Source organism: candidate division WOR-3 bacterium (assembly GCA_039802205.1).
GTDB lineage: Bacteria > Hydrothermota > Tepidihabitantia > SM23-42 > JAOAFX01 > JAOAFX01.
The window spans coordinates 1-15,583 of sequence record JBDRWD010000034.1 but is presented as its reverse complement, the minus strand read 5'-3'; the positions used below and the strand labels follow the sequence as shown (position 1 = coordinate 15,583).

The following is a 15,583-nucleotide window of genomic DNA, read 5'->3' as shown; positions in this document are numbered from 1 at the left end:
ATGGAAGGAGTTCTTCCTTTAAGTGAAGCCGATACAAAAGCAAAACTAATTGACCCGGCACTCCATAAAAAGGGTTGGACCGAAGACCTTATACATCGCGAAGAAACTGCCTGTGGGATTGATATCATTGAAGGCAGACCCATAAGGAGGGAAAAAGGAAGAATTGATTATCTTCTGCGCATCAAGATCAATCCTTTCACCCAGCCTTTAGCCATTGCTTTGCTTGAAGCCAAGAAGAACAATGAACCCCCAGACAAGGGGCTTGAACAGGCAAAAAGATATGCGCGCTTGAATAATGTTCCTTTTATTTATTCAACAAATGGCTATTTATTCATTGAATATGATGGCTTTACCGGTAAAACCTCTGAGCCCCGTCCAATTGAGGAATTTCCAACACCTTCTGAGCTTAGAAGACGATATGAAGAGGCTATGGGGTTTTCACTGGAGAGTGAGCAGGCAAAACCTTTGCTCGTTCCTTATCCTGGAGGAGAGGCAACAAGACGCTACTATCAGGATGCGGCAATCAGGGCGGTCCTTGAGAAGATAGCCAGGGGTGAGAAAAGAGCGCTTTTATACCTTGCTACTGGCTCAGGGAAAACTTTTATTGCAGTTCACTTGTTAAAAAAGATTGCGGATGCGGGTCAGCTACGCCGTGCTCTTTTTGTCTGTGATAGGGATGAACTCAGAGACCAAGCAGTAAGAGCCTTTCAAAATATCTTCGGTGCTGATGCTGCCGAGGTGACTTCTTCAAATCCGCAGAAAAATGCCCGGATTCTTATTGCTACCTACCAGACCCTTAATGTTGCTGGTGAAAATGAAGATGCTAAATTCTTCATTGAAAACTATCCAGAGAATTATTTCAGCCATATCATAATTGACGAATGTCATAGAAGTGCGTGGGGCAAATGGAGTGTTGTTCTAAGAAGAAATCCTGATGCTGTTCAGATTGGTTTGACCGCAACTCCGCGGTCATTTGAAGGTGGAAGTGATGAAGAAAGGAAAGAAGATGAGGAAATAACCGCCAACAATCTTAGATATTTTGGGGAACCTGTCTATGAATATGATATGGCTCAGGGAATTGAAGATGGTTATCTTCCTGCCTGCGAAATCATAAAAAGGGATATAAATCTTGACCTTCTTGGAATAACAAGAGAAGACCTGATAACTCGTGAGCCGAAGGATGCGGTCACAGGTCAGCCCATATCCGTATCCGAGGCTCGTGAAGTTTATGAAGCTCCAACCTTTGAGGATAAGATTCAATTGCCCGACAGGGTAAAAGCAATGTGTAAGGATCTTTTTGAGATGCTCCTTGAAACAGGTGGACCGCACCAGAAGACTGTTATATTTTGTGTCCGGGACACCCATGCTGATGCGGTGGCTAATGAAATGAACAATCTTTATGCTGACTGGTGCGAGAAAAATAACGAAAAGAGACTTGAGCCTTATGCCTTCAAATGCACTGCTTCTGTTGGAGGGAGCAAATATATTGCGGATTTGCGTGGTTCTGAGAGGAGCCATTTCATTGCAACAACAGTTGATTTAATTACAACCGGAGTAGATGTTCCAATTCTTCGCAATGTCGTATTTTTCAAGTATGTCCGCTCCCCGATAGCTTTTCAACAGATGATGGGAAGAGGTTCAAGAATCCATCTTCCCACAAATAAGTTAATGTTCAGAGTCTATGATTATACAAATGCAACAAGGCTTTTAGGCAAGTCCTTCGTAACAAGACCAACTCCTACGAGAGAACCCAAAGAACCTTCGGCTGAGCCAAAAGAACGAACCATCAGAGTTGAAGGGTTCGAAGTCAGGATAAACCCTGCTGGCAAATACATAGTTACAAAGATTGATGAAAAAATGGGAATGGTTACGGTTGAAGAATATGAACAGATGATTGCCCAGAGATTAACATCAAAAGTCAGGTCTGTTGATGAACTCCGTGACTGCTGGATTGATCCGCAAAAAAGGCGCCAGCTCATTGATTTTCTACCTCAGGACGGAAGCGGGTTACGCCTCTTGCGGGAATTAAAAGAGAGAAAAGATTATGATTTCTATGATATCCTTGCAGAAATTGGCTTTGGAATTGCTCCAAGGAAAAGGGCGGAAAGGGTCATAGCATTTCAATATAAAAATAAAGAATGGCTGGAAAGTTTGCCTCAATCCACAAGGACTGCTCTTCTTGCCCTTGCAGGTCAGTTTGAAAAAGGAGGGATTGAGGAGCTGGAAAATCCCCTTATATTTAAAACACCAGATATAATAAAAGCAGGAGGTTTGGAAGCTTTAAAAATCATCGGTGAACCCCAGGAAATTATCTTGGAAACAAAAAGGAGGCTTCTGGCAGGATGAGGGATATGAACGGACCATACAAACTACCCGAAGGCTGGAAATGGGTGAGATTGGGGGAGGTGTGTGAGATTAATCCACCAAGACCACGGGATTTTTATCGACATCCAGAGACGCCTACTACATTTGTTCCTATGGCAGCTGTAGATGAAAGAACTGGAACTATCTTTAAAGCAGAAATTGTTCCATATTTTAAAGTTGCTAAGGGCTATACTTATTTTGAAGAAAACGATGTTCTATTTGCAAAAATTACTCCTTGTATGCAAAACGGAAAGCATGTGATAGCAAAGAATTTAATCGATGGCATTGGCTTTGGAACAACTGAATTTCATGTGCTCCGTCCTAAAAAAGATATTATTTTATCCGAATGGATTTGGTTTTTTATTCGTCAAGCTCATTTTTTGCAAGAAGCAACAGCATATTTTACTGGAGCAGTTGGCCAGCAAAGAATTCCCGAAAGTTTTTTAAAAGATTATCTTATTCCCCTTCCTCTCCTTCCCGAACAGCGGAGGATTGCTGAAAAACTTAGAGAGATTATGTCCGAGATTGAAAAGGCAAGAACCGCTTGTAAGAGACAACTTGAAGCAGTAAAAGCCCTCCCCTCCGCTTACCTTAGAGAAGTCTTTGAAAGTGAGGAAGCAAAGAAGTGGGAGAAAAGGAGATTAGGGGAGGTGTTGTCAATCATCGAAAGTGGCAGTAGGCCTAAAGGCGGTGTTCAGGAAGTAAAGGAAGGGATTATATCCATTGGGGCAGAACACCTGAATTCCTATGGGGGTTTTAACTTTGCCAATGTCCGGTTTATACCTAATGCGTTTTATCAAACAATGAAAAGAGGTAAAATTCAAAAAGGAGATGTTCTTATTGTGAAAGATGGTGCTACAACAGGAAAAACTTCTATAGTGGATGATGATTTTCCTTATAAAGAAGCTTCGATAAATGAACATGTGTTTAGGTTAAGGGGGAAAGAAAATTTATTAACTCAACAATTTCTGTTCTGGTTTCTATATTCACCTCAAGGACAATTCCAAATTCAGCAAGAATTTCATGGGTCAGCTCAGGGAGGAATTAATCAAAAATTTATCTACGGTGTAAGGATTCCCCTCCCCCCTCTTCCCACCCAGCAACGTATTGCCAATTATCTCAAAGAAAAAATGTCCGAGGTTGAGAAATTGCGCCAGGCGGTTGAAAGACAACTTGAAACAATTAATGCTTTGCCACAGGCATATTTGAGAAAGGCATTCAGAGGTGAGTTATGAGAAAAAATTGTAGGGGCGTATCAATATACGCCCGAAACCGAAAATCTATAAGATTAAAAAATTATGATTATTCCAGTTCAGGTGGATATTTTATTACAATTTGCACATACAATCGCAAACATCTTTTTGGAAAGATTATAGATGGTAAAATGATATTGAATGATGGTGGTAAAATTGCTCAACAATACTGGTTAGAAATACCGAAACATTTCCCGAATGCCGGGCTGGATGAATTTATCATTATGCCTAACCATGTCCATGGGATTATTATGATTCACAATCATGTGCGGGCTAATGATTATTCGCCCGCAAAATTTAAATCGCCCTCTAAGACCATCGGCTCTATCATCCGGGGTTTTAAAATTGCAGTAACCAAATGGTTCCGTTTTAATTCTAATGTTTATATTGTTTGGCAACGGAATTATTACGAACATATTATTCGTAATGAGAATGAACTCAACAAAATTCGCGAATATATTGTAAACAATCCTCTGCAATGGCAATATGATAGGGAAAATCCTCGGAGGGCGAATGATTATTCGCCCCTACAGAATCCATATTATGAACTGGAGGAAAATATCTATGGCAAAAAATAATAACCGCAGAATTACATCCCCTCAATCCCTTAATGCTTACATAAAATCTATTTGCGATATCATGCGGCGCTCTGGTAGGGCAGGTGCTTTGCAATATGTTCCAGAACTTACCTGGATGCTTTTTTTGAAAATCCTTGACGAAAGAGAGAGTAGAGAAGAAGAAGAGGCGAAAGCACTGGGTATTCCATTCAGGCCGTCCCTTGAATATCCTTATCGCTGGCGGGATTGGGCGTCAGCAACAGGAAAGAAAAGATTTGAGCTCCAGATGGGAACGCTGGGTGGATTTATGTCCTTTGTCAATGGAGAACTAATTCCATATTTACGAAATTTAAAAAATAAGCCTGGTGCTACACCCCGTCAAAAGGTGATTAGCGAAGTATTCTCTTCAACTGAAAGGACTTACATAGATACTGAAAGAAATCTTTTAGATATCCTCGATAAAATAAACGAACTTTCCATCTCCAATGTTGACGAAACCCATATGTTTACTCTATCTCAGGTTTATGAAGGATTGCTTTTGAAAATGGGAGAGAAGAATAATGATGGAGGTCAATTCTTTACTCCAAGAGAAATAATCCGGGTAATGGTAAAAGTGATTGACCCCAAGATTGGAGAAACGGTTTATGACCCTTGCTGTGGAACCGGTGGATTTCTTGCCCAGGCATATCAGCATATGAAAGAGAAGGCAAAGACTGCTTCTGATATAGAAATTCTAAAAACAAAAACATTTTATGGCAGGGAAAAAGAGAATCTTGTCTATCCTATTGCCCTTGCCAATCTTGTCCTTCAGGAAATAGATGAACCCCATATCTGGCATGGAAATACTTTAACCGGATTGGAATTTTATGGTGGATTATTCCAGGGCGCACCAGCACTTTTTGATGTGATTCTAACCAATCCACCATTTGGCGGAAAAGAAGGAAAGGATGCCCAGACCCAGTTTGCCTATAAAACAAGTTCAACACAGGTTCTATTTCTACAGCATGTTATTGATAGTCTAAAAACAGGCGGTAGATGCGGAATTGTAATGGATGAAGGAGTTTTATTCAGGACAAATGAAAATGCCTTTGTCCAGACAAAAAGAAAACTTTTAAATGAATGTGATTTGTGGTGTATTGTGAGTTTACCGCCCAAAGTTTTTGTCAATGCTGGTGCAGCAAGCAAAACAAATCTGCTCTTTTTTACCAAGGGAAAGCCAACTGAAGAAATCTGGTATTATGATTTATCAGATATTAATGTGACAAAGAAGCAACCTTTAACTTTACAGCATTTTGAAGAATTTTTTAAACTCCTTCCTGAGCGAGCAATTTCTGAGCGTTCCTGGCGGGTGAAAAGAGAAGAGATTGAAGCCAGAAATTATGACCTGAAGGCAGTGAATCCCAATAGAAAAGAGAAAGAAGATACCAGAACGCCCCAGGAATTAATCGCGATCATTGAATCTGAAGCCGGTCAGATAAAAGAGATTCTGGAGAGATTGAAAAAATAAAAAGGTCAATCAGCGCCAGAACCATGGCGAATTTCTTCATCCTCCTGCACGCAATTTTTCGGGCTGTGCGAAAAAAACCCTTTTTTATCTCTCATCTCATAACCGGGAGTTGCAATTGTCAATGTTTGACCTGTAAATGGCGCAACTCAATTCCGGACCGAGATTTATCGGCGATAATAGATTTTTACCGTCGAGCAAGAGATTTGGGATTTTATGCCACAACCTTATGGGGTGGTGAGCCCCTTTTGAGAACCGACATTCTGGAAATTGTTAGGGAGATAAAATCTTTAGGTTTTAAAATCGGGCTCATCACCAATGGATATTTTCTGAATGAAAAAATAGCCGTCACTGATTATCTTGATTTTTTAATCATCTCAATTGATGCTACAGGAAAACGCCTTGATGAAATAAGGAAAGTGGATGGATTGTATGAAAGAATCCTGGAAGGAATCAGCAATCAGAGATGCAAAAGGCTGATCATAAATACGGTCGTCTCTGACTTCTCTTATCCGGATTGCCTAAGGGTCGCTGACCTGGCACGGGCTTACAGATGTCCAATCTTCTTTGAGTATCCAACCGGCAAAGGATTGATCAGTCCGGAGACTGCCAGGAACGCATTCGCAAAAATTTTGAAGTTGAAGGAAATGGGTTATCCAGTTGGGAACTCAAAAAGTTATTTAGAAGCGGCACACCGGGGAAAATTTGAATATTCCTGCCGTGCCCATGATGTCGCCATTACCATTGATAATGCGGGATTTTTAAAAAATTGTATCAACCAGAAGGTAATCGGCAATGTTTATGAAGAAGACCTTGCAGAAGTTTTGAGTCGACCGGATTATCAAAATTTAAAAAAGATGAGCCGCCATTGCCACCGATGCACCGATAGTGGTGCCTTTGAGACAGCCAAAACTGCCCGGTTGGAACTCGATGTCCTGATTAATTCTTTACGCCTGTTTTGTAATAAAATTTCAGTCCGCAAATGATGGTCAGGCTACTTTTTTAAAGATCTCTGCACAATCCGGACAAGACTCAACGGGTCCAGATGGTAATTTTCATATAATACATCGGGTTCATCTGAACCACCGTATTGTTCAATCCCCATCTTGATGAATTGGGTATTTAAATTTTCTTCGGCGATGATCTGGGCAATGAGGCTGCCCAAACCCGAGTGGACGATGTGATCTTCATAGGTGATTATCAAGCCGGTCTGGGCGGCATCTTTAATCACCCGTCGTTCCAGTGCCAGTGGTGATGATACATTATATATTCTCATCTTTATTCCCGATTTGCTCAATTCTTCATAGGCAAAGATTGCCCGATGGACCATCGCTCCCATGGTGAATATTGTCCCTGCATCACCTTCCCGAATCAAATCAACCTTCCCATACTCAAATCTATAATTTTCATCAAAAAATATTTTGCCACTTGCATCTTTTATTATCGGAAGTTTAGTCCTACCCACGCCGATGACCCAGTTGCCCGGTTGATTTAAAACATAGCGGACGATGTGATCGGTCTGATTCGGGTCAGCAGGGATGACAACTTTAAACCCGAAGAGATTTCTCAATAAACCAAGGTAATCAATACAGTGATGGGTTTTACCATCAGGTCCGACATTATAACCCAAATGGGTAGCAAAGATTTTTAGATGGGTGTTATTAATATCATTAAGTCGGAGTTGATTATACACTTCGTCGATGCCAAAAACCCCAAAATCACCCCAGATTGTGATTACTCCGTTTATGGAAAGGACACCGGCAATCGTTGCCGTGGTATGTTCACTCACCCCGGCCTCAAAAAAGTTCTGGGGATAGAGTTGGGCGAACTTATTGGTTTTGACCGATTCCATTAAATCACAATCCAACACTGCAAAGGTGTTTGATGGATTTAATCTGGCGACTTCGGCAAGGACCTCACCAAATACATTCCGCGGGTCAGTGGTTTCTTTATACACCCTTACCCTGCCCACATCAACCTTCACCGGAAGTATCTCTTCTTTTTTATACCATTTTATCGCCTTTTCTTTTGTTTTTAACAGCTCATCGATGTCATCTTCAATGCCCAGTTCCTTTAAAGCCTGCCGGCATTCTTCTCGGGTGAGTGCCTGACCGTGATATTTGGCATTGTTTTCCATAAAGGATACGCCCTTGCCCATCGTCGTTTCGCAAATTATTACATAGGGACTCGTAGCATCGGAAATCGCCATTTTTATAGCATTGAATATCTCATGATGATCATGTCCAGATACCTCCAGCACCTTCCAGCCATCTGCAAGATAATTCTCTTTGATGTTTACCGGCATAACATCTTCAACCCGACCAGAAATCTGGAAATGGTTGTAATCGATCAAAACTGTAAGATTATTAAGCCCAAATTTCTTGGCAAAGCGCCGTGCCTCACCAACCTGCCCTTTCGCCTGTTCGGCGTCACTCATAATCACGAATGTATGATAATTTAGATTCTTTAAGCGCGCGGCAAGGGCGAAACCACACCCGGCAGAAAGTCCTTGTCCTAAATTCCCTGTCGTCCACTCCACACCGGGGATATGTCGTTCCACATGACCTTCAAATGGACTGTAGATTTTTCTAAAACTCACCAGCAGATCTTTTAAATCCACAAATCCAAGCCTTGCCAGTGCTGCATAAAAACCTGGCGAGGTATGTCCGTGACTGACGATTATCCGATCGCGTTCCGGGTCATCGTAATTCTGGGGTGTGATATTGGCAAAATACAAAACCGTGAGGTAGATATCAATCGAAGACATTGAACCACCAGGATGCCCGGAACCAGCAAGCGTTGTCATCTTTAAAATATCACCCCGACAGAGGCGAGCAAGTTCCTTCAACTCTGTCCAAACCGAATCAGGTATTGGGGAAAAGAAATTTAATTTCTTCATATCACCGAAACCTTAAAATCATCTTCTGCCATTGTATAATCCGGCTTGATCTTTAATATCAGATTACCCTCTTTAGCAAATCGTGCCAGAATATCCGAACCGCGGGTCGTCAGGAAATCCGCAATACGCGGAGAAACCTGCAATTCGACAATCTTATTTTTTATGGACCGGGCGTTAGTAAAAAACCAGCGTTCAATGTCGCTGATGACACTCATCCGGGATATCACCCGACCGCGTCCCTTACATACCGGGCAGACTTCACTCAAAGAATAGGTGAGACTGGTGCGCGAACGTTCCCTGGTAAACTGGAATAAACCAAACTCGCTCACTTCTCCAATCTTGTAGCGTGCCCGGTCATTGCGAATCAATGATTTAAACTCACGGACCACTTTCTCAATACTCTCTTTCTTCTCCATATCAATCAAATCCACCACCACCAGACCGCCGATATCGCGCAGCCGCAATTGTCTTGCCACCTCCCGGATTGCCTCCAGATTGGTGGAGAGGGCTAATTTCTCTGCCTGCTTTTCCCTTGAGGACTTACCGGTATTCACATCAATCGCAAGAAATGCCTCGGTATGGTCAAGGACGATATAACCACCACTGGGAAGCCAGATTTTACGCTCAAAGATGGACTTCAATTGTTCTTCAATACCGAATTTGAAGAATAACGGTTCAGGGTCTTTGTATAATTTGACCCGCGAGCGCATCCGGGGTGAGACATTGTTCAGGTATTGAATTATCTCATGATACTTTGCCTCATCATCTACATAAAGATTGCGCACTTCCTGATTAAAAAGGTCACGCACAATCTTTATCAGGGTGCTAGGCTCCGCATATACTAAACAGGGAGCAGGGACGCTTTCCACGAGTTTCAAGTTTTTTTCCCACATCGATTTTAAATACTGAACCTCTCTTTGAATTTCGTCGGGCCGGGCCGTAGCAGCAGCAGTGCGGATTATCAAACCCATGCCATCCGGTTTAATCTCCCGGGCAAGACGTGCCAGTTGCTCCCGTTCATGACGGTGATAAATCTTCCTTGAAACACCAATATTCCGAGCATTAAGCAAGAGCACCACATATCTTCCAGGAATGGAAATATACGAGGTCACCCGTGGTCCCTTCACGCCGTAAGAATCCTTCGTTATCTGGACGATTATCTCCTGATTTTCTTTTAATTTAATCCCCTCAGCCCTTACTTCTTCTTCAATTTCAATATCCTCACTCTCAAACAGTTCTGAAAATTCTTTAAACGGGATTTCATCCAGCGGCAGGAAGCCATTCTTTTCCATCCCGATATCCACAAATGCCGCCTTGAGCCCGGTCATAAGATTAAGAACCCGTGCCTTATAAATATTCCCTACCAGACTTATCTGGTCCGGACGGTCCACATGGAATTCAATCAGAGTATCATTCTCCAATACGGCAATCCGGGTTTCGGTGGTAGCAACACTCACAAAGATATCTTTTTTTGTCACCTTACCTCCATTGGCGAATAAAGCAAGCCACCCCGCTTTATAAACATCAATGTTCGGGTCACCGGATATTTTTTTGTCTGTTCTAAGGGGACTTCTGTAAGATAAGAAAGTAGTTCATAGATATTGATATATTTTTCTCCGTAATACAAACCGCATGTCAAGAGGCCATCTTTATAGGTGATTGATTCTATTGATTCGGCGATATTCTTCACCCGGGATTTGGAATTGATGTAAATGGGTTGATTCTTCAGTATTTCCAGTGACTTACGGATATCACTCCGGGGCAGGGTGACTTCATAATAGATTAAATTAATTGAACTGGAGAGTGAAGGAGTACTGGGTGCGATTGCCCGGACATCAAGCACCCGAATGCTGGGTGGAAATCGGGCATTCAGCTCTCGAGAAATATTACCAAAATACTCACCCTCAAGATGAAAATCAAAATAATCGGATTTGCAGACCTGTCCTACGCTCTTTGGAGGACCGAATGAGACCTTAGGAATTGGCGAGAATCCCGAGGTGAAACTCAATGGTAAATCAGTCCGCCGTAATCCACGGTAGATTGCCCGGGTGATATCAAGATGCGAGGCATACCGGTATTCTTCACCCACCGAATATTTTACCCGATAGATGAGTGATTTTCCCGCACGCCTTGGATATCGGCCATAACTGAGATAAACCTCCTCGCTTTTGATTGATTTCTGAAGATTGCCCGTGCAGGCACCACAATTACTACATTCTTCGTAATAACAATTCGGTGTCAACTCGCCCTTCTGTGCCTTTGCATATTCGCTTTGCAAAAATTCTTTTTTCACACCAACATCAATAAAATCCCAGGGACGAGAAGAATTCATGCCCTTCAGATAATCCCAAGGGTTGACACCGGTCTTTTCAAATGCACGCTGCCAGCGTGTGAAATCAAAATACTCCCGCCATTCTTCAAAACAGCTCCCGGCGCGGTAAACTTCTTCAATCACCTCAAATACCCTCTCATCTGCCCGGGAAAGGAGGGCTTCAATGAATGAAACCTCTGGTGCCTGATAATTCAAATCTACCCGATTTTTCTTGATCTTGCGCACGATGCTGATACGGGCATTCAGTTCTTCAAGAGAAAGAAATGGAACGGATTCGAAAGGGGTATGAGGTTTGGGAACAAAGGCTGATAAAGAAAGTTTTATCGCTCCCTTGGGATATAATCTCAATATCTCATTTACCAGGCGCTTTATCTCCAATACATCCTCTTCTTCCTCAAATGGGAGTCCCACCATAAAATAGAGTTTCACTTGGCGCCAGCCCTGTTCATATGCAATCCTTATCCCCCTTAAGAGCTGCTCTTCAGAGAATGGTTTGTTGATCTTTTGGCGCAGACGCTCTGAACCAGCCTCGGGAGCAAAGGTCAATCCAGTCTTCTTCACTTCTTTGAGCAAAGATGCCATCTCCTCGGTAAAAAGTTCACCGCGCATCGCTGGTAATGAGACGCTAACATTTTTTTTCTTTAAGAAATCGTTCAATTTCCGGATGAGATTGCAGAGATTGGGATAATCCAGAATGGAAAAAGACAAAAGAGAGACCTCTTCCCAGCCGGTCTCCCTTATTCCTTTATCCACCGCCTTTAATACCGCTGCTTCAGGGCGGATGCGCAAAGGACGATTGGTATAGCCGGCCTGACAGAATCTACAGCCGTAAGTACAACCACGCATCACTTCAATCGCCAGGCGGTCGTGGGTAACCTCGCAGATGGGCAGAATTGCCGGCGAGGGGATCGTCTCCTCGGTCAGTTCTTGGACCATCCTTTTTTTAATGGTTTTTTCCTTTTTATGGATCGAAGGAACCCAGACACCTTCTATTCGGGAAATCGCCTCCAGACGCTGGTGTTTTTTTTCGCGCGGAATATCGATGAGTATCTCCGCAATCTCCTTTGCGACCTCTTCTCCATCGCCGATGACAAAGGCATCAAATACCGGACTAAGGGGTGTAGGATTCAATGTGCATGGACCACCCGCGATCAAGATGGGGTCTTTTGCATCACGGTCCTCGGCTTTGTAGGGTATGCGGGCGATATCGAGTAGGTAAAGAACATTGGTATAATTTAATTCACTCTGGAGGGAAAACCCCAAAAGATCGAATTCATTGATCGCTTTTTTTGTCTCAAGGCTGTATAATGGAATATTATTTTTTCTCAGCTCGGCACCGAAATCTGGCCAGGGTGCGAAGATCCGTTCACATTGAATACCTGGAAACTGGTTGAAAAGATGGTAAATGATTTTGATGCCCAAATTGGACATGCCAATTTCGTATACTTCCGGAAAGACAATGCCCACATAAATCTGTGGGGTGGATTTAATGGTGAGATTGAGTTCGCCCCCAGTATAACGGATCGGCCTTTTAACAAGGGGGAGTATCTGGTCCAGCATGAGAAGAATCAAAGACTACAAAGAGTTGAATTGAGATTACTCACTGTACACTTTGCTTAAAAAATCGCTTCAGATTAATGCGTAGCCTCTCTCCAGTGCCCGGTCATTGAGTGCCAGTTGTTGCTCACCCGCCCGCTCAAACCTCTTACGCTGTGCCTTCTTCATGGATTCAATGCTCACGACATTCGTCCTTTTTATCACTGCCCCGAGCATCACCATATTTGCAATCCTGCCCTGTCCCAGTTCTTCGGCAATCTTGTTGGCTTCCACGGGAATGATTTCAATATCATTCCGCACTGGTTGGGATTTGATCAAGGTTTTATTGTAAAATAGTATACCACCCGGTTTCACAATAGGTTCAAATTTTAAAAGGGAAGGCTCGTTCATCACAATCGCAACATCCGGATTGACCACCACCGGTGAAGCAATCTTCTCATCGGATACTACAACCTGACAATTGGCAGTTCCGCCGCGCATCTCCGCACCATAGGATGGGAAGAATGTCACATTTAGATTCTCCAGTAACCCGGCATAAGCGAGGATAATGCCGGATGAAACAACACCCTGTCCACCAAATCCCGCGATGATAAATTCTTTCGTCACTTTACCTCCTTTGCACGATTCCGGAATTCACCAAGTGGGTAATACTTTGCCATCACCTCTGCTATCCATTTCTTTGCCTGGATTGGTGTAACTCCCCATCCCGTAGGACACATGGAAAGGACTTCAATCAAAGAAAATCCTTTATTTTCAAGTTGATACTGGAAGGCAGTTTTTATCGCTTTTTTGGTCTTTATAATATTCTTGGGTGTATCCACTGCCACCCGCTCCAAGTAGAATGGTCCGTCAAGGGCATTCAACAGCTCGCAGACCTTTATTGGATAACCCTGTTTTACTACATCCCTTCCTTTGACCGAGGTTGTGGAACGCATTCCAGGAAGCGTAGTAGGTGCCAGCTGTCCTCCGGTCATACCATAGATCGCATTGTTAATGAAGATGATCGTGATATTCTCATTCCGGGCTGCAGCATGGATCGTCTCAGCAGTACCAATCGCAGCAAGGTCGCCATCGCCTTGATAGGTAAATACCACACAATCCGGCCGAGTCCTTTTTATTCCGGTGGCGACTGCCGGTGCCCGACCATGGGGGACCTGGATCATATCACAATTGAAATATTCGTCGGCGAATACCGAACAACCCACCGGGGCAATGCCGATCGCCTTCTCGCGAATGTTCATCTCGACGAGGAGTTCGCCAATAATCCTATGTACTATACCATGGCCACATCCCGGGCAATAACGCTGTTTTATCTCTGTGAGCCCGGCTGGTCGACCAAAAAGTAATTTCATTTTTTACTCCTGATTTCAATGATTTTATTGTAGATTTCAGGTCCGGTTGGCAAGCCTCCACCCGGATGCCCAATAAAATGAATCCTTGCCTTCCCTTCCACCGCCAGTCTTACATCCTCAATCATCTGTCCCAGACTCATCTCCACCACCAAAAAATCTTCTACTTTTTTGGAAAGTTCGCTAATTATTTTTGCGGGGAAGGGCCAGAGGGTAATGGGTCTCAACAATCCGGCTTTAATCCCCTTCTCCCGCGCCATCCTCACGCCAGCCTCCGCAACCCTTGCGGATGTCCCATAAGCGACCACGATAACCTCCGCATCATCAATCTTTATTTCTTCCCATCGCTGCTCATTATTTAAAATCTCCTGATACTTCTTCCATCTGCGCCAGTTCCACTCTTCAAGTTTACCCGGTCTTAAATCGTAAGAACGGACCACCCGTCGTTCGCGCCCCTTGCATCCGGTGAGCCACCAATCCTGCTCGGGTAAGCTCTTCGGATCAATGGGTTCTCCTTTTATCTCCACCGGCTCCATCATCTGCCCGAGTAACCCATCAGCGAGAATTAATGCTGGATTGCGGTATTTTTCCGCGAGTTCAAAGGCAAGTCTGGGAAATTCAAACATCTCCTGGGCTGAATTGGGTGCCAAGACGATGGTATGATAATCGCCATGACCACCGCTTTTGACCGATTGAAAATAATCAGACTGGGCTGGAGCGATATTGCCCAAACCAGGGCCACCCCGCACGACATTAACCACCAAGACCGGAATATCAGCACCCGCAATATAAGAAAGACCTTCCTGCATTAGACTTATACCTGGAGAACTCGATGAGGTCATTGCTCGAGCTCCTGCTGCCGCTGCACCAAAGAGCATATTTATTGCTGCGAGTTCACTTTCGGTTTGTAAAAATACTCCACCCACCTCGTTCATCCGGATCGACATATATTCAGGAATCTCATTCTGAGGGGTTATGGGATAACCAGCAAAAAAACGGCAACCAGCATAAATCGCTCCTTCAACGAGTGCGTGGTTACCATACATCAAGGTCTTTTCTGCCATGATAACTCCTTATTTATAAACCTCTATCGCGGGCTCTGGACAACTCATATAGCAGTAACCACACCCAATACATTTCGACATATCAGTGACCTCAGCAGGATGATAGCCACTGGAATTGATGCGGTCGGGTGCGATTCTTAAAATATTCACAGGACAAACATTATCACAACAAAGGCCGCACCCCTTACAGATCTCCTCTAAAATCTTGACCTCAGGCATCAAACCTCCTTGACTTATAGGTCTTCAAATTGGTAAACAAAAATAGAATGTTTACCCAAATGCTCAGATAAGCAAATCTTTAACAATTTTCATGCCTTATTTGTAAATTGAACTATTATATTGAAAAAAATCCTCAAGTCAAGGACTTAAACCATTGAGTCCTCTCCATATTTTTTTATATCTTGTGAAGGAACGATGAAACTCCTGGGCAGGATTTGTAAGGGTAATCAATAATTTAGCGCTGGGTACTTTCGTAGGGCAAGGCTTTAGCCTTGCATAAATAAAAAATGCCTTTATCACCCCCCACCATAATCCTCACCCATCAAAGAGAAAGGAGAAAAAGTGAGGAATACTCAGTCACTTTTGCCCTTGACGAGAAGCAAAAATTAGATATACTATATTTAGTGAAAGGGGGTGATAAAACAAAAAACTTGAGAAACGCAAATAGATGAGTGTAGCTAAGAAAAAGGGGGTAAAATGGTTGG

General features: G+C 43.2%; 12 protein-coding genes. 5 read left to right on the top strand and 7 right to left on the bottom strand.

Annotation, left to right across the window (positions count from 1 at the left end; all coding sequences use genetic code 11):
• The 5 genes from ABIL39_07835 to ABIL39_07815 are packed head-to-tail and all read left to right on the top strand — an operon-like array spanning nucleotide 1 to nucleotide 6,664.
• Nucleotides 1–2,346, top strand: coding sequence for a DEAD/DEAH box helicase family protein (locus ABIL39_07835; protein MEO0166031.1), 2,346 nt, complete (start codon nucleotides 1–3; stop codon nucleotides 2,344–2,346).
• Nucleotides 2,343–3,599: a restriction endonuclease subunit S gene (locus ABIL39_07830; GenBank protein ID MEO0166030.1), complete on the top strand. Its 1,257-nt coding sequence runs from the start codon at nucleotides 2,343–2,345 to the stop codon at nucleotides 3,597–3,599. Before ABIL39_07835 ends, ABIL39_07830 begins: the two co-directional genes overlap by 4 nt.
• Nucleotides 3,596–4,195, top strand: coding sequence for a transposase (locus ABIL39_07825; GenBank protein MEO0166029.1), 600 nt, complete (start codon nucleotides 3,596–3,598; stop codon nucleotides 4,193–4,195). The genes ABIL39_07830 and ABIL39_07825 overlap by 4 nt, the downstream gene beginning before the upstream one ends.
• A complete protein-coding gene (locus ABIL39_07820; protein MEO0166028.1) occupies nucleotides 4,182–5,681 on the top strand; it encodes an N-6 DNA methylase in 1,500 nt (499 codons plus the stop codon). Before ABIL39_07825 ends, ABIL39_07820 begins: the two co-directional genes overlap by 14 nt.
• Before the next feature lie 23 nt (nucleotides 5,682–5,704).
• The gene (locus tag ABIL39_07815) at nucleotides 5,705–6,664 is read left to right on the top strand and encodes a radical SAM protein (GenBank protein MEO0166027.1); all 960 of its coding nucleotides are present in this window, start codon (nucleotides 5,705–5,707) and stop codon (nucleotides 6,662–6,664) included.
• 8 nt (nucleotides 6,665–6,672) lie between these two features.
• Here the strand turns inward: ABIL39_07815 and ABIL39_07810 are convergent, their stop codons facing one another.
• From ABIL39_07810 to ABIL39_07780, 7 genes are read right to left on the bottom strand one after another with little or no spacing between them, the layout of a single operon-like run.
• A complete protein-coding gene (locus ABIL39_07810; protein ID MEO0166026.1) occupies nucleotides 6,673–8,577 on the bottom strand; it encodes a transketolase in 1,905 nt (634 codons plus the stop codon).
• Nucleotides 8,574–10,055 (bottom strand): Rne/Rng family ribonuclease, encoded by a 1,482-nt coding sequence (locus ABIL39_07805; protein ID MEO0166025.1) that lies wholly within the window; start codon nucleotides 10,053–10,055, stop codon nucleotides 8,574–8,576. Before ABIL39_07805 ends, ABIL39_07810 begins: the two co-directional genes overlap by 4 nt.
• Entirely contained in the window at nucleotides 10,052–12,481 is a 2,430-nt protein-coding gene (locus tag ABIL39_07800) for a TIGR03960 family B12-binding radical SAM protein (GenBank protein MEO0166024.1), read from the bottom strand. The genes ABIL39_07805 and ABIL39_07800 overlap by 4 nt, the downstream gene beginning before the upstream one ends.
• A gap of 57 nt (nucleotides 12,482–12,538) precedes the next feature.
• A complete protein-coding gene (locus ABIL39_07795) occupies nucleotides 12,539–13,072 on the bottom strand; it encodes a 2-oxoacid:acceptor oxidoreductase family protein (GenBank protein MEO0166023.1) in 534 nt (177 codons plus the stop codon).
• A complete protein-coding gene (locus ABIL39_07790; protein MEO0166022.1) occupies nucleotides 13,069–13,818 on the bottom strand; it encodes a thiamine pyrophosphate-dependent enzyme in 750 nt (249 codons plus the stop codon). The genes ABIL39_07795 and ABIL39_07790 overlap by 4 nt, the downstream gene beginning before the upstream one ends.
• Entirely contained in the window at nucleotides 13,815–14,879 is a 1,065-nt protein-coding gene (vorB, locus tag ABIL39_07785) for a 3-methyl-2-oxobutanoate dehydrogenase subunit VorB (protein MEO0166021.1), read from the bottom strand. Before vorB ends, ABIL39_07790 begins: the two co-directional genes overlap by 4 nt.
• Nucleotides 14,880–14,888: 9 nt before the next feature.
• The gene (locus ABIL39_07780; protein MEO0166020.1) at nucleotides 14,889–15,098 is read right to left on the bottom strand and encodes a 4Fe-4S dicluster domain-containing protein; all 210 of its coding nucleotides are present in this window, start codon (nucleotides 15,096–15,098) and stop codon (nucleotides 14,889–14,891) included.
• Nucleotides 15,099–15,583: the final 485 nt, after the last annotated feature.